The sequence below is a fragment of the Shewanella sp. AS16 genome (assembly GCF_021412365.1).
Lineage (GTDB): Bacteria > Pseudomonadota > Gammaproteobacteria > Enterobacterales > Shewanellaceae > Shewanella > Shewanella salipaludis.
The window spans coordinates 82,731-97,996 of sequence record NZ_JAKCLK010000003.1; the positions used below are offsets into that span (position 1 = coordinate 82,731).

Annotated in this window: 16 protein-coding genes; 7 read left to right on the forward strand and 9 right to left on the reverse strand. The window is 52.9% G+C overall.

Annotation, left to right across the window (positions count from 1 at the left end):
- Nucleotides 1-54: 54 nt before the first annotated feature.
- The 3 genes from LZP73_RS08970 (at nt 55) to LZP73_RS08980 (ending at nt 2,567) form a co-directional block, all read left to right on the forward strand.
- Complete coding sequence (locus LZP73_RS08970; protein ID WP_234234413.1) at nt 55-441, forward strand: YciI family protein; 387 nt, start codon at nt 55-57, stop codon at nt 439-441.
- Between the two features lie 302 nt (nt 442-743).
- On the forward strand, nt 744-1,391 hold the full coding sequence (locus LZP73_RS08975) for a LysE family translocator (RefSeq protein WP_234234415.1): 648 nt from the start codon (nt 744-746) through the stop codon (nt 1,389-1,391).
- Between the two features lie 102 nt (nt 1,392-1,493).
- Nucleotides 1,494-2,567 (forward strand): type I restriction endonuclease, encoded by a 1,074-nt coding sequence (locus LZP73_RS08980; RefSeq protein WP_234234416.1) that lies wholly within the window; start codon nt 1,494-1,496, stop codon nt 2,565-2,567.
- Between the two features lie 209 nt (nt 2,568-2,776).
- On the opposite strand, the gene LZP73_RS08985 is transcribed toward LZP73_RS08980, so the two are convergent.
- The 7 genes from LZP73_RS08985 to LZP73_RS09015 all read right to left on the reverse strand — a co-directional run bounded on the left by LZP73_RS08985 (nt 2,777) and on the right by LZP73_RS09015 (nt 7,407).
- Nucleotides 2,777-3,181 (reverse strand): hypothetical protein, encoded by a 405-nt coding sequence (locus LZP73_RS08985; RefSeq protein WP_234234418.1) that lies wholly within the window; start codon nt 3,179-3,181, stop codon nt 2,777-2,779.
- 116 nt (nt 3,182-3,297) lie between these two features.
- Nucleotides 3,298-3,774, reverse strand: a complete 477-nt coding sequence (locus tag LZP73_RS08990; RefSeq protein ID WP_234234420.1) for a cytoplasmic protein — start codon at nt 3,772-3,774, stop codon at nt 3,298-3,300.
- A gap of 45 nt (nt 3,775-3,819) precedes the next feature.
- The gene (locus LZP73_RS08995; RefSeq protein WP_234234423.1) at nt 3,820-4,152 is read right to left on the reverse strand and encodes an immunity protein Imm33 domain-containing protein; all 333 of its coding nucleotides are present in this window, start codon (nt 4,150-4,152) and stop codon (nt 3,820-3,822) included.
- A 219-nt stretch (nt 4,153-4,371) separates the two neighbouring features.
- Nucleotides 4,372-4,848, reverse strand: a complete 477-nt coding sequence (locus LZP73_RS09000) for a hypothetical protein (RefSeq protein WP_234234424.1) — start codon at nt 4,846-4,848, stop codon at nt 4,372-4,374.
- 309 nt (nt 4,849-5,157) lie between these two features.
- Nucleotides 5,158-5,634 (reverse strand): hypothetical protein, encoded by a 477-nt coding sequence (locus LZP73_RS09005; RefSeq protein ID WP_234234425.1) that lies wholly within the window; start codon nt 5,632-5,634, stop codon nt 5,158-5,160.
- On the reverse strand, nt 5,624-6,550 hold the full coding sequence (locus LZP73_RS09010; RefSeq protein WP_234234426.1) for a hypothetical protein: 927 nt from the start codon (nt 6,548-6,550) through the stop codon (nt 5,624-5,626). Before LZP73_RS09010 ends, LZP73_RS09005 begins: the two co-directional genes overlap by 11 nt.
- A gap of 416 nt (nt 6,551-6,966) precedes the next feature.
- Complete coding sequence (locus tag LZP73_RS09015; protein WP_234234427.1) at nt 6,967-7,407, reverse strand: cupin domain-containing protein; 441 nt, start codon at nt 7,405-7,407, stop codon at nt 6,967-6,969.
- A gap of 151 nt (nt 7,408-7,558) precedes the next feature.
- On the opposite strand from LZP73_RS09015, the gene LZP73_RS09020 reads away from it, so the two are divergent.
- On the forward strand, nt 7,559-8,149 hold the full coding sequence (locus tag LZP73_RS09020; protein ID WP_234234428.1) for a MarR family winged helix-turn-helix transcriptional regulator: 591 nt from the start codon (nt 7,559-7,561) through the stop codon (nt 8,147-8,149).
- Nucleotides 8,150-8,214: 65 nt separating this feature from the next.
- Here LZP73_RS09020 and LZP73_RS09025 read toward each other — a convergent pair whose 3' ends face one another.
- Complete coding sequence (locus tag LZP73_RS09025) at nt 8,215-9,675, reverse strand: aminoacyl-histidine dipeptidase (protein WP_234234429.1); 1,461 nt, start codon at nt 9,673-9,675, stop codon at nt 8,215-8,217.
- A 244-nt stretch (nt 9,676-9,919) separates the two neighbouring features.
- Between LZP73_RS09025 and LZP73_RS09030 the strand changes: the two genes are divergently transcribed.
- The 3 genes from LZP73_RS09030 to LZP73_RS09040 all read left to right on the forward strand — a co-directional run bounded on the left by LZP73_RS09030 (nt 9,920) and on the right by LZP73_RS09040 (nt 14,618).
- Nucleotides 9,920-11,467 carry a leucyl aminopeptidase family protein gene (locus LZP73_RS09030; protein ID WP_234234430.1) on the forward strand — a complete coding sequence of 516 codons (1,548 nt, stop codon included), beginning with the start codon at nt 9,920-9,922 and terminating at the stop codon, nt 11,465-11,467.
- A gap of 764 nt (nt 11,468-12,231) precedes the next feature.
- Nucleotides 12,232-13,350 carry a glutamate 5-kinase gene (proB, locus tag LZP73_RS09035; protein ID WP_234234432.1) on the forward strand — a complete coding sequence of 373 codons (1,119 nt, stop codon included), beginning with the start codon at nt 12,232-12,234 and terminating at the stop codon, nt 13,348-13,350.
- Nucleotides 13,347-14,618 carry a glutamate-5-semialdehyde dehydrogenase gene (locus LZP73_RS09040; protein ID WP_234234433.1) on the forward strand — a complete coding sequence of 424 codons (1,272 nt, stop codon included), beginning with the start codon at nt 13,347-13,349 and terminating at the stop codon, nt 14,616-14,618. The genes proB and LZP73_RS09040 overlap by 4 nt, the downstream gene beginning before the upstream one ends.
- 37 nt (nt 14,619-14,655) lie before the next feature.
- On the opposite strand, the gene ybaK is transcribed toward LZP73_RS09040, so the two are convergent.
- Entirely contained in the window at nt 14,656-15,135 is a 480-nt protein-coding gene (gene ybaK / locus LZP73_RS09045; RefSeq protein WP_234234435.1) for a Cys-tRNA(Pro) deacylase, read from the reverse strand.
- Between the last annotated feature and the right edge of the window lie 131 nt (nt 15,136-15,266).

The following is a 15,266-nucleotide window of genomic DNA, read 5'->3' on the forward strand; positions in this document are numbered from 1 at the left end:
ACAGGTTCCTGGAATGGCTTAAAATATACGTTTCAACTCAATGCAGGAGGCAAAATGAAATATCTGGCACTGGTATATTACCAGGAAACCGCCATGAACCAGATGTCGCAACAGCAGTGGGATGCGCTCAATCGTGAGTGCATCGCCTGCGGCGAAGGCATGCAGGCATCCGGACATTTTCTTGGTGGTAATCCATTGATGTCGGTGGAAACGGCGACCAGCGTGCGGGTGCGTGACGGCAAGTTGCTGACAACCGACGGTCCCTTCGCCGAGACCAAGGAGCAACTGGCGGGCTATTACCTGTTGGAAGCCAGGGACTTGAACGAAGCCGTCGCCCTGGCGGCCAAGATCCCCCCGGCGCGCTACGGCTGTGTTGAAGTGCGCCCTGTGCGGGAGTTAAAGCCCGAGAATAACCTCGGCTATCGAGAGGTTAGCCTGTAACCCGTCACTTCAGGCTCCAAGCTCCAAGCCTCGGCCGGACGGCGCCCCCGTCGTCCGGCTTTTCCCGGAAACTTCAGTTGAGCCAAGGCTGTTGAGTCAGGGCTGTTGAGCCAGGGCTGTTGAGTAAGTGCACTGGCGTGCGGGGTCGCCGTGACTGGGCGGCCATGCCAGAGCGACAGTGCGATCGCGCATCTGCCCTGCGGCAATAGATGAGCAAATTCTGCGTGTCTCGGGACGATTTAAAGCGTAAATTATCGCTCTTGGTCTTTCCATAACCGGATTAACTGCCCAAGGAATACATTATGTTCGGAACCCAAGATCTGCTGCTGTTTATCGTCTCAGGCCTGTTGCTCAACATGACACCCGGCCCGGATTCCTTGCTCATCATGGCGCGCAGCGCCAGCCAGGGCTGGCGGGCGGGTTCGGCCGCCGCACTCGGCATAGGTGCCGGCACCTGCATTCATATTTTGGCGGCGGCCCTGGGTCTGTCTGCCATTCTCGCGACTTCTACCTGGGCCTTCACTCTGGTCAAATTCATAGGCGCCGCCTATCTGCTCTATGTCGGGGTTGCCTTGCTGCTCAGCAAGCGCAAGCCAGGCAATGCCGGTGCCACCGAAGCGCCCGTTCATCTGTTGGCGCTCTCCTATCGGCGCATCTTTGTGCAGGGCTTCTTCACCAATGTGTTGAATCCTAAGGTGGCCTTGTTTTTCCTGGCATTCGTGCCCCAGTTCATCGCCCCCGAGGCGCCGGACAAGGCGTTGGCCTTCATCCTCCTCGGCGCCATCTTCAATTTCAATGGCATGCTCTGGTGCCACTTCCTGGCGATCTCGGCATCCTTCGCCAGCCGCAAGATCAAGGCCAGCACCGCCATGGGTCACTGGCTGAATCGCAGCGTTGGTGTAGTGTTCGTGTCTTTCGGCATCAAGCTGGCGCTGAGCGACAGAAGCTGACGCCCTTCCATGCAATAAATATTATTGATTGAAATTTGTTCGCATTATTCGGTGTTTCATGCTGTTATAAATAAGTTGCACCAATAACAGCAAGGAAGAAAAATGGATTTTATTGAAAGAATACAGGCACTGGCCAAGCGTATCCCACAAATTTCACATAGCTTGCAGACCGAAGAAGCCACTAAAAACGCACTCATAATGCCATTTCTCCATTCGGTACTTGGATACGATGTTTTCAATCCTGATGAGGTCGTGCCCGAGTACACAGCGGATACACCGACGAAGAAAGGTGAAAAGGTTGATTATGCGCTGATTAAGGATGGTGTTGTCCAAATATTGATCGAGTGTAAGAAGTACAATGAAAAGCTGACAATAAGTCATGCAGGCCAGTTGTTCAGGTATTTTTCTGTGTCTAATGCCAGGTTGGCCATTCTCACCAATGGGGCGCAATATTTATTCTTCACAGATCTGGATGCCCCCAACAAAATGGATGAGAAACCATTTCTGGTTCTGGATCTTGAAAACATCGATGAACATATTATCCCTGAAGTAAAAAAACTCACTAAGACCTCATTCGATGTTGAGTCGATAGTGAGTGCTGCGGGTGAGTTAAAATATTTAAGTGACATTAAAAAGTTGCTGGGTGAGCAATTCAAGGCTCCGGAGGAAGAGTTCATTAAATTCTTCGCTTCACGGGTTTACGACGGCACGCTGACAGCGAAAGTAAAGTTACAGTTTGCTGACATTACCTCTAAGGCATTGCGGCAATTCTTGAGTGACAGCATTAATCAACGTCTCAAATCAGCGATAGGAGACAAATCCAGTGACGAACCAATAGCGTCAGTCGTGGATAATGAGCCCGACAGTGGCGCTGAAGACAAGATTAAGGTTTTTACCACTGAGGATGAAATAGAGGGGTACAACGTAGTAAAAGCCATTCTCAGGCAAAAAGTTGAAGTCAGTCGGGTGGTCGCCAGAGACACACAGAGTTATTTCGGTGTGCTGCTTGATGATAACAATCGTAAGCCTTTGTGCCGACTACATTTCAATGGAAAACAAAAGTATCTGGGTCTGATGGATCAAGATAAGAATGAAACCCGTCATCCCATTGATAGAGTTGACGACATTTTCAACCACAGCGAAGCTTTGTTGGATACGCTGACCTATTACGAATGAAGGTATTACAGCTCGAGATCGAGGAAGCCTAAGGGAACACCAGCAGAGGCACTGTTGCGCCTGTGTTCGCTGGCGGCATGGATGCCACCGTCGGGCCATGTGTGTCGCCTAGCTTATTGATATAAAGACGGTACCAAAGTTAAAGTCAGATTGTAAGGAGCCATCAAGGTTAACCTTGATGGCAATTCAGTCTTGGTCACGTGTAAGCTTTATAACTCAAAACCAAACAAAGAGAGCATCATTAAATAGCCTAGTCCAACGACTAGAAACAGTACCATAAACAGCAGTGACAGCCCAAAGACTCGCCAGTTAGAGTGAAAGTCAAATTCCTCTGAGTTCTTTATATCTTCTTTAGTCAGCTGATACTTCTCGACTATCGATCTTACAGATACTCCCATCAATATTGGGATTAAGTAATTTGGGAGTTTTTCTGGTAAAAATGGAAGCATAGCTAATACGCATAAAATAAATACAGTCCCGAAGCTGAGCGTTTTTTTCGACAATTCTACATTTGCCAATGTATCGAAGTTGTTCTTAATAAACACAACGGCTGCAATCGGTCCTCCGAGCAGTGCACCTGATGCGGCCTGAAGGGGAGAGTAGATTTTTTTCATCACGTATATCCTTATTTTTAACCTAAGGTTACAGGCAGAGGCAAGTTTACACAGGCAGAGATGCATAGCGTAGCGAGTCTGAGTGTCATGACCTCACTGACCCGGCTTGCGAGTCCTTAAAAGCTTACCGAAATAGATTGTCCCTGAGACAGGTTTTTCCATCGTTCATTCAAGCTCAACAGTTCCAATACCATATCATTAAACTGAGTTTTGGGGATATGTGGAAAAGGTATGTTACGGCTGTTACAAGCCTGCTCAGTCAAGTAAATAAAGTTGTCATAGTCGGGTTTCCCTCCTGACCATAATAAGGATTGAAGTGACTCTACCATCGACTCTGTTTGCCATACATCTATCCTGTCAGCCACTTCACGTGAAAGTTCATTATGTTCCAGCTTAAAGCTGATATCTGCCCCGGCTTTAAGTTGCCCATAAAATGCACCTTTAATTGAGAAGTTTTTTTCCACCACGAAATGAATCATATCGTGTGGTGCAACACCTTGTTCCGGCATTTTCGTTTCTGTTGCCGATTTATCATCCCTTATACACTTCAGATGCCCGTATTTTTCTGTGTCTTTTGTAAATACTATATTCATTGCTCAGTTTTTCCTTTGAGAACTAATGCCCACAGCCTTTTCTTGTTACTTGTCGATGAGTTGTGGAGCATTCCATACATCTTCATACCCATCAGCGACTAAAAACCTATAACCTGGAGACAATGATAAATATTGCTCAATTTCCGGTAGATACTCTTTTATATGACTTACATGCAATGGTTTGAAGAAATCTGAATCTTCCGACATTTCCTCACCGCACCAAATGTACCAGCCACAGGTTCCTTTTTCAGGATTGTGCCTTAAACCATTTATCGGAAGCTTTCCGATTGTTTCTCTAGCAAGACAGAGCTTCTCATCCCCGTTGCAAGGGAGTGGAATAGCATCAAATTTTTTGCATATTTCATTATGGCTCGACACTGTGCTTCCTATGGCATGTAACATTCTAATAGTGCCCATGCACATTCAATGCCGACTAAGCTATCACAAGCTGCTGTTATGTAAAGTGTTCCGCTCGGCTGAATCTTCATGCCTAAATGAGTCATTTCAGGCGGGAGCCAGAGCATTCACCATATAAACGCCAGATGTTTCAAGGCAATGACTCGAGCCAATGCGCCTATTACTCTTGGGCTCTGAGCGCTACTCAAACATCTTCTTTGCTAGGCTGCGGCGAAAGCCTATTGGGTCTTTTCGCAGGGCCTCATGATAGGCGAGGAACGCTTGGTACTTAGCCGATACCATCAACCAGTTTGCCAACAGTGGGAAAATAACAAAACTTAGAAAAACCCACTTGTACTGATGTTCAAAGGTCAATGATAACAACGAGTAACAGATAAGCTGGAAATAGATGTTTATCTGGTTAACCTTGGCGGCTCGGGGTTTTCCTCGAAGAATCAATACATTTGGCACGACAATACAAAAATTCATTATTAATTCGAGAATGCCTACATATGACACTAACTCCTTCGATGTAAACTCACCGAGTAACTGCTGCATCGACAAAACAACCAGAAGTGATGCCATACCCCCACCAAACATGATGAACATGATGACCGCAATGCCGGCGGCAAACATGCCCATAGAAAATTCATGTTTCTCAAAAAAGTTATCTGGCATAGACGCCTAACTCCCCATATATGCCTATCGCCAGGTTTTTTATTGTCCCGCTGTAAGGACGAGACAGAACTGGCACAATTCTTTTCATACACAGATGCGAAGCTTGGACGTCAAAATAGCCACTGTTGCGCCTGCGACCTTTGGTGGCATGGGCGCGTATCGCATGGTGGTAGCTGCGAGCGAGCGCCAAGAAAAGCGAACTGCTTTGTGCATGGCGGCGCTACCCTCGATAAAAGTGTCGTCCTGTATTTGATTCTTCTATAGCTAATGTATCGAGCCAATGTGCCGGTTATTCTTGGGTTCTGAGCGCTACTCAAACATCTTCTTTGCTAGGCTGCGGCGAAAGCCTATAGGGTCTTTGCGCAGGGCCTCATGATAGGCGAGGAACGCTTGGTACTTAGCCGATGCCATCAACCAGTTTGCCAACAGCGGGAAAATAACAAAACTTAGGAGAAACCAATCATTTTTGTTTTCAAACGTAAATAAAAACAGCAAGTAACAGACAAACTGGAAATAGATGTTTATCTTATTCACCTTGGCGGCTCGGGGTTTTCCTCGAAAAATCAATACATTTGGCACAACAATGCTCAGAGTCATTATCAACTCACTCGAGACTAAAAGGATACCAAATTCTTTGGATGTAAATTCACCGAATAGTGTCTGCAATGATAAAATGGCTAAGAAACATACAACCCCTGCGCTAAACATGATGAACATGATGACCGCAATGCCGGCGGCAAACATGCCCATAGAAAATTCATGTTTCTCAAAAAAGTTATTTGGCATCGATTCCCAACTCCTCATATATGCCAACTGCTAAATTCTTTATCGTCCCGCCGTACGCGCTACCCGTGATACTCAAACTGGCACCCACGGCATCCTTGATATTGAGCGACACCGCATTTACGAGAGCTTGGCTGCTGTAGCGTGTCGTTAACTGACCAGAATTGGTGAGCGTTTTAAGCACGCTTTGACTGACGCCTGGCTGATTCAGCCTTTGAATTTCCTGTGTTAGGCGTTTTCTTTCGGCGCGGCTCAAACCTTTTAATATTTCTGTTAGCGACTTGGATGTGGTTTTTCTAAGCGTTTGCACCATTTTAATCGTGGTAGCACCTGCCGCCGCTGCACCGCCCAGGGAAATGATATCCAGCGCTGTATTGGCAGCGTTATACCATTCCTGCCCATCTAACCAATCTAAATACTCTGGATGATTTACTCCAGCCGCTGAACGTAGAGCACCATTTATGCACTGTAAGCCCGACGCAGTGGCTGCAGCGACGCCAAGATAGGTTACTGCCGTACTGGCCCCGCCAGTGATAGGGATAGCTGCTGTTGCCCCTGCGACGACAACCCAGCTCAATACAGCGGCGCCGCAACTCAATCCAGTATTTAGCAATTCACCGGTCAGTTTACTTTCACGGCGTGATGCTTTTAACTCATTAGCATAATTCACTGCAGACACATGCCTGGGAGGTTCGCGCAATATCAAACGAATAGGATACTTGCGGCAAATAGGTTCAAAGGGTCGTAAAGTGATAGCGGTAAATTCATGGTCTATAAAAATTACTCCTGCACCCGCCGTATTCGGATCGGCATCCAGGGCTTTGAAGATACGTGCAGTATTGAGTTCGTTTTGTAATCGCAGTTTGAGCAGTTTTTCTTTATTTGCTTGAAGCGGGGAACGTAGCAGCGCATGAGACATAGTCATTTCCATTGGTAATATCTAAAAACATCCTTGTAGTGGCATACTTTACTAAAAAAATCAGTCTATTAATAGAGCAGTGGTTAACTAATTTTGACCACGGTTTTGGGCCACGGTTTCATGATGGACGAGGGACTGGGCTTTCATACTCGGATGCGAAGCTTGGACGCCAAAACTGGTGCTGTTGCACCTGGGGGCCTTCAATAGCAAGGCTCTCTCCCGAAGCCTGCGCTGATGTATTCAAAAAGTTTTGCCAGTCCTGTCTTCTTTTTTTATTTATCTTCGCCTGTTTTCCCCTACAGAACTCCACCTCGGCAGCGGCGAGGTGGGTCAGCAAGCATTATAAATGCATCAATTGTGTGAGAAGCCTGTTACCTTTCTGCGCCGGATGAGCCTGGTGCTGCGGCGGCTTTTCTCTAGTCAGATGCGCCAATGGCCACTGGTACATAACTTTCCCGCTTACACCATTCCAGGTACTTTTCCCGCAGTTTCGCCGTATCCGTATAGCTCAGCAGATTGCCGTCTTCATCGACATTTTCCACTCGACCGGACATGGTGATTTGGATCACGCAGGGCTCATCGCCGATACAGGACCAAGTATCCAGGTTACTCGGAGGTTCATAGACATAATCACCGGGTCCGGCGATATGGCCGTTTGAAAGTTGACGATGGCCGCTCAAATTCAACGCGTGCACGAAGCCGGTATGCCTATGTGGCGGGATGGTTACTCCAGGATCAACCCTAAGTTGCAGTGTTCGCTCTTCGCCCACCAGCCGTAATGGTCTTACCCAAAGCCCTTCGGTCAGCGGCATCCAGGGCATTTTATGGGTTTGAATAGGTTTTGAAGTGTTATCCATGGTGAGCTCCTTTTTTTAAAATGGGTTCCATTGCCGGTAAATTATCTCGACACCGAGACATATTAGAGCTGGTTTACCTCGCTGTCGAGATAAATGTGGGTATACTGTTAAGCCATAACATCGCGACAGCAATTCAGATATAGGATTTTCGATGGAAGACCATGTAAAACGAGTTGAACACCAATGGAGTAAAGAAATGCCAGAGGTGTCGCTGCGCGGCATGTGCATACTGGCTCGTGCACGACGCATCACTCTGGCCGCGCGTCCGCAGATCGAGGCCATTTTCAGCAAGCACGGATTGGATACGGGACAGTTCGATGTTCTGGCAACTTTGCGTCGCTCCGGCGCGCCCTTTTCGTTGCGCCCGACCGAGTTGTTTCAAACTTTGATGATCACTTCGAGCGGTCTTACAGACAGATTGCACCGGCTGACCAAATTGGGTTATGTCAGCCGACAAGCGGACCCCAATGACAAGCGCAGTTCCCTGGTACAGCTGACCTATGAAGGTAGAGCCGTTATCGAAGCCGCCTTTGCTGAAGACATGGCACTGGAGAATCAAATCGTTGATGCTCTGACAGAGAAAGAGCAGAAGCAATTGGTTGCCTTGTTGGCCAAGTTGGCCAGGAGCATTGAATTGGAGGATGTTGAGTTGGATGGTGCTGAGTTGGAGGATGTTAAATTGGAGAGTGCTGAGTTGGAGGATGTTAAATTGGAGAGTGCTGAGTTGTTCAGGCGGCTTTAGCTAAAAGCAAGAAGCCACCCAAGGGTGGCTTCTTTATTCAGGCTATTGTGGCAAGCCGGAGGCTATCAGTCCTTCTCTGGGATCCGTTCCAGCACCGCCAACAACAACTGCCAGTACTGGCCCACTGTGGTGATGTTGACCATCTCATCCGGACCATGGGGGTAGCGTATGGTGGGGCCTATGGAGACCATGTCCATGTCAGGGTAAGGCAGCTTGAACAGGCCACACTCGAGTCCGGCGTGGATCACCATGATCACCGGCTCTTTGTGGTAGATATCCTGATAGGTGTCACGCACTATCGCCATCACGGGCGAGGCGGTATCCGGCTTCCAGCCAGGGTAGGCGCCGCTGAATTCGACCTCGGCACCGGCGAGATTGGTCAGGGCCGTGAGTATGCCTTCCACTTCGCTGCGACCCGAGTCGATCAACGAACGGATGAGGCAGAGTATGGTTACCGCTTCCTTGTCCGTGCTGATGACGCCGACATTGAGCGAGGTCTCGGTGACGCCCGGCACATCATCGCTCATGCGCATCACGCCGTTGGGGCAGGCGTGCAGCAGATCTATCAGGGTATTCTGTGCCTCTTCGCTCATCACCTGCTGCGGCGCCGGGATTTCCTTCAGGCTCAGCAGCGGCTCTGGATCGGCAATCGCCAGTTCGGCGCGCACCATGGCCTGGAACTGGGTTACCAGGGCATGCAACCGGGCAACATTTTCCGGTGGCAGCATGAAGCCGACACTGGCTTCGCGGGGAATGGCGTTACGCAGCGAGCCGCCGCTGAAGTCGGTCAACTCCAGCGCCAGCTCATCGCCATGTTCAAACAGGAAACGCGCCAGCAGCTTGTTGGCATTGCCGCGACCCAGGTGGATATTGACCCCCGAGTGGCCGCCCTTGAGGCCGGAGAGACTCAGGCTGAAGGCGCTGTTGCTCGGCTCGGGCGCCTGCCATGCCATGGGCACAGTGATCTGGGCATCGACGCCACCGGCGCAGCCCATGTAGATCTCGCCTTCCTGCTCGGAATCCGTGTTGATCAGTATCTCGGCATTGAGCATGCCGGCTTCCAGGCCGAAGGCGCCCGTCATGCCGGCTTCTTCGTCTATGGTCAGCAAGACTTCCAGCGGCCCGTGTTTGATGTCGTCCGCGCCCAGCACTGCCAACGCCGAGGCCATGCCTATGCCATTGTCGGCGCCCAGGGTGGTGCCGTCGGCCGTGACCCAGTCGCCATCGACATAGGCGCGAATAGGGTCTGTCTCGAAGTCGTGCACCTTATCGGCATTCTTCTGCGGCACCATGTCCAGGTGAGCCTGCAGCACCACAGGTTTGCGGTTCTCCATTCCCGGGGTGGCGGGCTTGCGTATGATGAGGTTGCCTACCTTGTCTTCCACCAGTGCCAGTTGCTTATCTTTGGCCCAAGCCTGGATAAACTGGCTCAGCGCCTGCTCGTGCTTGGAAGGGTGGGGAATGGCACAAATTTGCTCGAACCATTGCCACAGGGCTTGAGGTTGTAATTCATGTAAGGCTGTCACTGGATGCTCCATAGTTATTGCTTGAGTTACCGCGAGAAGATGTTGGGATTCTGCTGTTGGCAAATTCTGCCGGCAGTTTACCACAGAGTCAGCGGCGGATTAATCTATCCTTAACCTGGTCAGGCTAGAGTGTCAGCCTGGCTTGCCAGTACCCAGTTCGGCCTGTTGCCGCTGCCGCCATAGGATTGGCAATTCGGCGGGATAAGGAGAATAATGTCGCCACAAAAAAATTATAAGGAAGCCTATGTTTCAGGTTGATTTTATTGATGTAAAAGACGAACAAGCCATTTTTGATACGGGCCGCGACGGTTGGGATGCGCTGCTGCTGGTGACCCCGTCACTGGAAGCCATTCCCCAGCAAGAGCTGGCCCAGTTGGCCCTGCATGCCGCCGGCGTCGACAAGCGGGTGGGCAAGAGCGCGACTGTGCTGTTCGCGCCTGGCCTTGCCGGCGGCAAGCTCATCATCTCGCCGGTAGCTAACCACCAGGATGACTATGAAGACGTGCGGGTGTTTGCCGACGCTGCCCGTACCGGTATAGCCCTGGCGAAAGACACGGGCGCGGTGCGCCCGCTCATGCTGGTGTTGGGCGCCGACGGCGGGCGTTACGCCTTCGCCGCGCAGGTGGCGGCATTGGCCTGTGGCCAGGAACTCTGGCAACCGCTGGAAGCCCGCGAAGCCAATGTCGATGCGAGTGAGGCGCCACTGCAGGCCATAGGCCTGCTGAGTGTCAATGATGGCGCCGGGTTGCTCAATGCCCTGGCCATTGGGCGCAATCTGGCGCGGGATCTCTGTGGCACAGAGCCGGAGCGGATGTCGGCCCCGGCCTTCGCCGATTATTGCGTCAATGCCTTCATGGACAGCGGCATAGCACTGGAAGTGATAGAAGACAGAGACGTGCTGGAGCGGGATTATCCGCTGCTGAGCGCCGTTGGCCGGGCCTCCTTCGCTGTATCCCGCCATCAACCCAGGGTGGTGAAGTTGGAATACCTGCCGGAAGGCGAGGTCGAGCGCACCTTCCTGTTTGCCGGTAAGGGCGTGGTGTACGACACGGGCGGTGCCGATCTCAAAGTCGGTGGCGCCATGGCGGGTATGAGCCGGGATAAGGGCGGCGCCGCGGCGGTAGCAGGACTGATGAAGACACTGTCTATCCTCAAGCCCAAGGGCATACGTGTGGTTGCCGAGCTGGGACTGGTGCGCAATAGCATAGGCAGCGAAGCCTTCGTCACGGATGAGATCATCACCGGCCATGCCGGGGTGCGGGTACGCATAGGCAACACGGATGCCGAAGGGCGCCTGGTGTTGGCGGATCTCTTGTCGCATCTGCGCCTCAAGGCGGTCGCCGCCGTGCAGCCCGAGCTGTTTTCCGTGGCGACCCTGACGGGTCATGTGGTGCGCTGTTATGGTGGTTATACGGCGGCGGTGGAAAACAGCGTCGCCCGTCATGCCGGCGTCGGCAGTCGTTTGCAGGAGCAGGCGGCCCTCTGGGGGGAACCGCTGGAGCTGTCGATGCTGCGCCGTGATGATTTTGCCAAGATAAGGGATGGGTCGGGGGCGGCAGAGCTACTCTCGTCCAACAATGCGCCTTCTTCGGTCACCGCCCGCGGCCACCAATATCCGGCGGCCTTTCTGCTCAAGGCGTCGGGGTTGGCGGCCCATGGTGCGGCCGCGCCACAGCCGCTGGCTTATACCCATCTGGATATCGCCGGCAGTGCCACCGAGGGCGATCCCTTGTACGGCAAACCCACGGCGGCCCCTCTGGTGGGCTTGTTTCAATACATGGTAATAAAGTAACAAAGTCGAAACATTGAGATTTATTTCAATAGTATCAATTATTACCCTGGTATCGACCGTCGTTTAAGGCGGTCTCTCCCGAGAATTGAAAGGTAATTTAATTACACAATATCGTTTTATGAGAGAAAATCTCAAATAATGGTTGTAATAAAACTACATTTAGCTATAATCTCTCTCGTGGTCGGGTAACAGCCCGGCCCCTCTAGTTAGTCCAGGATGGACCTTGTCTCCAAGGAAACCGAGTGAAAAGTTGTCGCCTCAGGGTTTAACCCGGGCAGGCCCACTTCACTAGAGTAATTTTATTACCACTTTTTATGGGAGTCAGACTATGTCTTACACAGGTTCGAACAAATTTTATTGGCAGAACACCTGGTTCAACACAGAGGTTTTGCGTGGCGGTTTATTCGCCATGAGTTTTAAAGGTTAAGTTGCAACCCCAGTTTCCATCAACCCTTGTATCGCCCAGTGGGCGTGTTAAGACTCAAGTAGCATGTTGATTATTTGATTGATATGCCAGGTTTTTCCGTTATTGCGGTTTTTCCCACCCCCATGGGACGCTTGAAATATGTCTTGCCTGTTCTTTTGAACAGGCTTTTTTTTTGCCTGTTTTTCGCCTGATGATTCCTCCTCCCGTCGCACCTACGGCCTTTTGCTGTCGTATTGTCAGTTATGCCTTTTTATTCTTAGAGTCTGAAACAGTCTCACTACCAATTGCCGCCGGTATTGGGTATAAGAATTGTTCGGCATTTTTTTATAAGTGAATAATGAAGTTAACTGAGATGGCGTATCGACGTGTGGTGGTAAAACTGGGCACCAGTGTCTTGACCTCGGGCAGCAAACGCCTGGACAAGGCACACATGGTGGAATTGGCGCGGCAGATGGCATGCCTGATGCGCGCCGGCATAGAAGTGGTGCTCTGCACCTCGGGGGCGATCGCCGCCGGACGCGAACATCTGCAGTACCCGGAATTGCCCGATACCATGGCCAACAAGCAGCTGTTGGCGGCGGTCGGCCAGAGCCAGTTGATCCTCGCCTGGTCACAGCTGTTCGCCATCTATGGCTTGCACGTGGGCCAGTTGCTGCTGACCCGCGCCGATCTGCACGACAGGGAGCGTTACCTCAACGCCCGCGATACCCTCAATGCCCTGTTGGCACATAACATCATTCCCATTATCAATGAAAACGATGCCGTTGCCACCAATGAGATCAAGGTGGGCGACAACGACAATCTCTCCGCCAGGGCGGCCCTGCTCTGCGATGCCGATCTGCTGATCTTGCTGACGGATCAGAAGGGGCTGTTCGATGCCGATCCCCGCAAGCATCCAGACGCCAAACTCATTTCCCAGGTGGTGAACATAGACGACAGCCTGAGGTTGCTGGCCGGCGGCTCCATCTCCGGCCTGGGCACAGGCGGCATGGCCACCAAGCTGGAGGCGGCCGACATAGCCCGTCGTGCCGGCATAGAAGTGGTCATAGCCTCGGGTCATCACCCGGACGTGATCCATAAGGCGGTGAGCAAGGAAGCGGTCGGCACCCATTTCAGTGCCATAGAGAACCCACTCGAGAGTCGCAAGCAATGGCTGCTCGCCGGCCCCGTGACCGAAGGCGTGCTGGTACTCGATGCCGGCGCCGCCAGTGCCGTGACGCAGCAGGGACGCAGCCTGCTGTCCAAGGGCATCAGCGCCGTCAAGGGCGAGTTCGAACGCGGTGCCACCCTGCAACTGGTGGATGAGTCCGGCAAGGTGCTGGCCCGCGGCATGACGCGTTACGGCGCAGATGCACTGGTAAAAATCGCCGGCAAACATTCAGACGAGATAGAGTCGGTACTCGGATATGACTATGGTGGCGCGATAGTGCACCGCAACGATATGGTGTTGTTATGACAGAACAGGAAAGCACAATCCAGGCCCTGGGGCAGAGGGCCAAGCAGGCCAGCTACGCCCTGGCAAACCTGGCTTCGAACAAGAAACAGGCGCTGCTGCACGCCATTGCCGCCGAACTGCGTCAAGCGAGTGCGGCAATTATCGCAGCCAATGCCCAAGATCTGGCCGCCGCCAGGCAGGCCGGTCTCGATGCCGCCATGCTGGACCGCTTGCTGCTGGATGAGGCCCGTTTGGATGGCATCATAGCCGACATAGACAAGGTGATAGCTCTCGGCGATCCCGTCGGTCAGGAGCTCGACAGTCGCTTGCTGGACAATGGCCTGCGCCTGTCCAGGCGCAGGGTGCCGCTCGGGGTGATAGGGGTGATCTACGAGGCGCGCCCCAATGTCACAGTCGACATCGCCGTGCTGGCGCTGAAGACGGGCAATGCGGTGATCCTGCGTGGTGGCAAGGAAACCCTGGCGTCCAACAAGGTGTTGACCTCGGCCATACGACAGGCGCTGGTCGCCCAAGGCCTGCCGGCGGATGCGGTGCAGCTGATAGACTCGCCCGACAGAAGCCTGGTCAGCGCCCTGCTGAAGCTGGATAAATATGTCGACATGATAGTGCCCCGCGGTGGTGCCCAGTTGCAGCGCCTCTGCGCCGAGCAGGCGACCATTCCGGTGATCTTGGGGGGCATAGGCATATGCCACCTGTTCGTCGATGAGGCGGCGGACTTGAAGCGCGCCGTCGATGTCATAGCCAATGCCAAGGTGCAGCGCCCAACCGTGTGCAACGCCCTGGATACCTTGCTGGTGCATAGGGCCATAGCGGCCGAGTTTATCCCCGTCATCTGCCGTGAGCTGGCGGCGCTGGGGGTGAGCTTCTATGGCTGTGAACAGACCCGGGCGCTGAGCGCCGCGAGCGGCATTAGCCCGCTGGCGGCAGACGATGAGAGTTATGCGACAGAATGGTTGTCACTGACCCTGGGGATCAGGGTGGTGCAAGACCTGGACGAGGCGGTAGCCCACATACGCCGCTATTCCAGTGGCCATTCTGAGGCGATACTGACGGACAATATCCATGCCGCGGCCGAGTTCATGAACCAGGTGGACTCGGCAGCCGTGTATGTCAACGCCAGCACCCGCTTCACCGACGGCAGCGAGTTTGGTCTCGGCGCCGAGGTGGCGGTCAGCACCCAGAAGCTGCATGCCCGCGGCCCCATGGGGCTGGAGGCGCTGACCACCTATAAATGGCTCGGCACGGGCGACTACACCAGCAGAAAATAGCCTGCGCCAGGCTATTCACTGGGGCTATTAGTTAGGGCTATTCGCTATGCTGGAGCCTGGCGAAGCTGCCCTGGCATAGCGCGGCCAAGTCCTGCGGCGCCAGACAGATCTCCAATCCACGGCGACCGCCGCTGACATAGAGGCGTGCCAATGCCAGGGCGCTGCTGTCGATCAGGGTCGGCAGGCGCTTCTTCTGTGCCAATGGGCTGATCCCGCCCACCAGATAACCGCTGCTGCGCTGGGCCGCCTCCGGCGTGGCCATCACCAGCCGCTTGCACCTCAGTTGCTCCGCCGCGGCCTTGAGATCCAGCTGGTGGGACACGGGCACCAGGGCGACGGCCACGGGTGCCAGACCCTTGTCCATGGCCAGCAGCAAGGTCTTGAATACCTGGGCTGGGTCGAGCCCCAGCGCCGCGGCGGCCTCTTCGCCATAGGCCTCGCAATGCTTCTGATGGGGATAGTCGTGCAGGCTGAAGTCTATGCTCGCGCCTTTGACGAGTCGTACGGCTGGGGTCATGAGTGCAGCTGCCCGATACTGAGGTTAAGGTTGTAGGTATGGCATCTTTTTTACCCCGAGCGGCCCAGGGATGCCAGCATTTTAGCGTCTGTTTGTTCTTGTCTCTGCTCCGGGTTAACTCGGCGTTAACC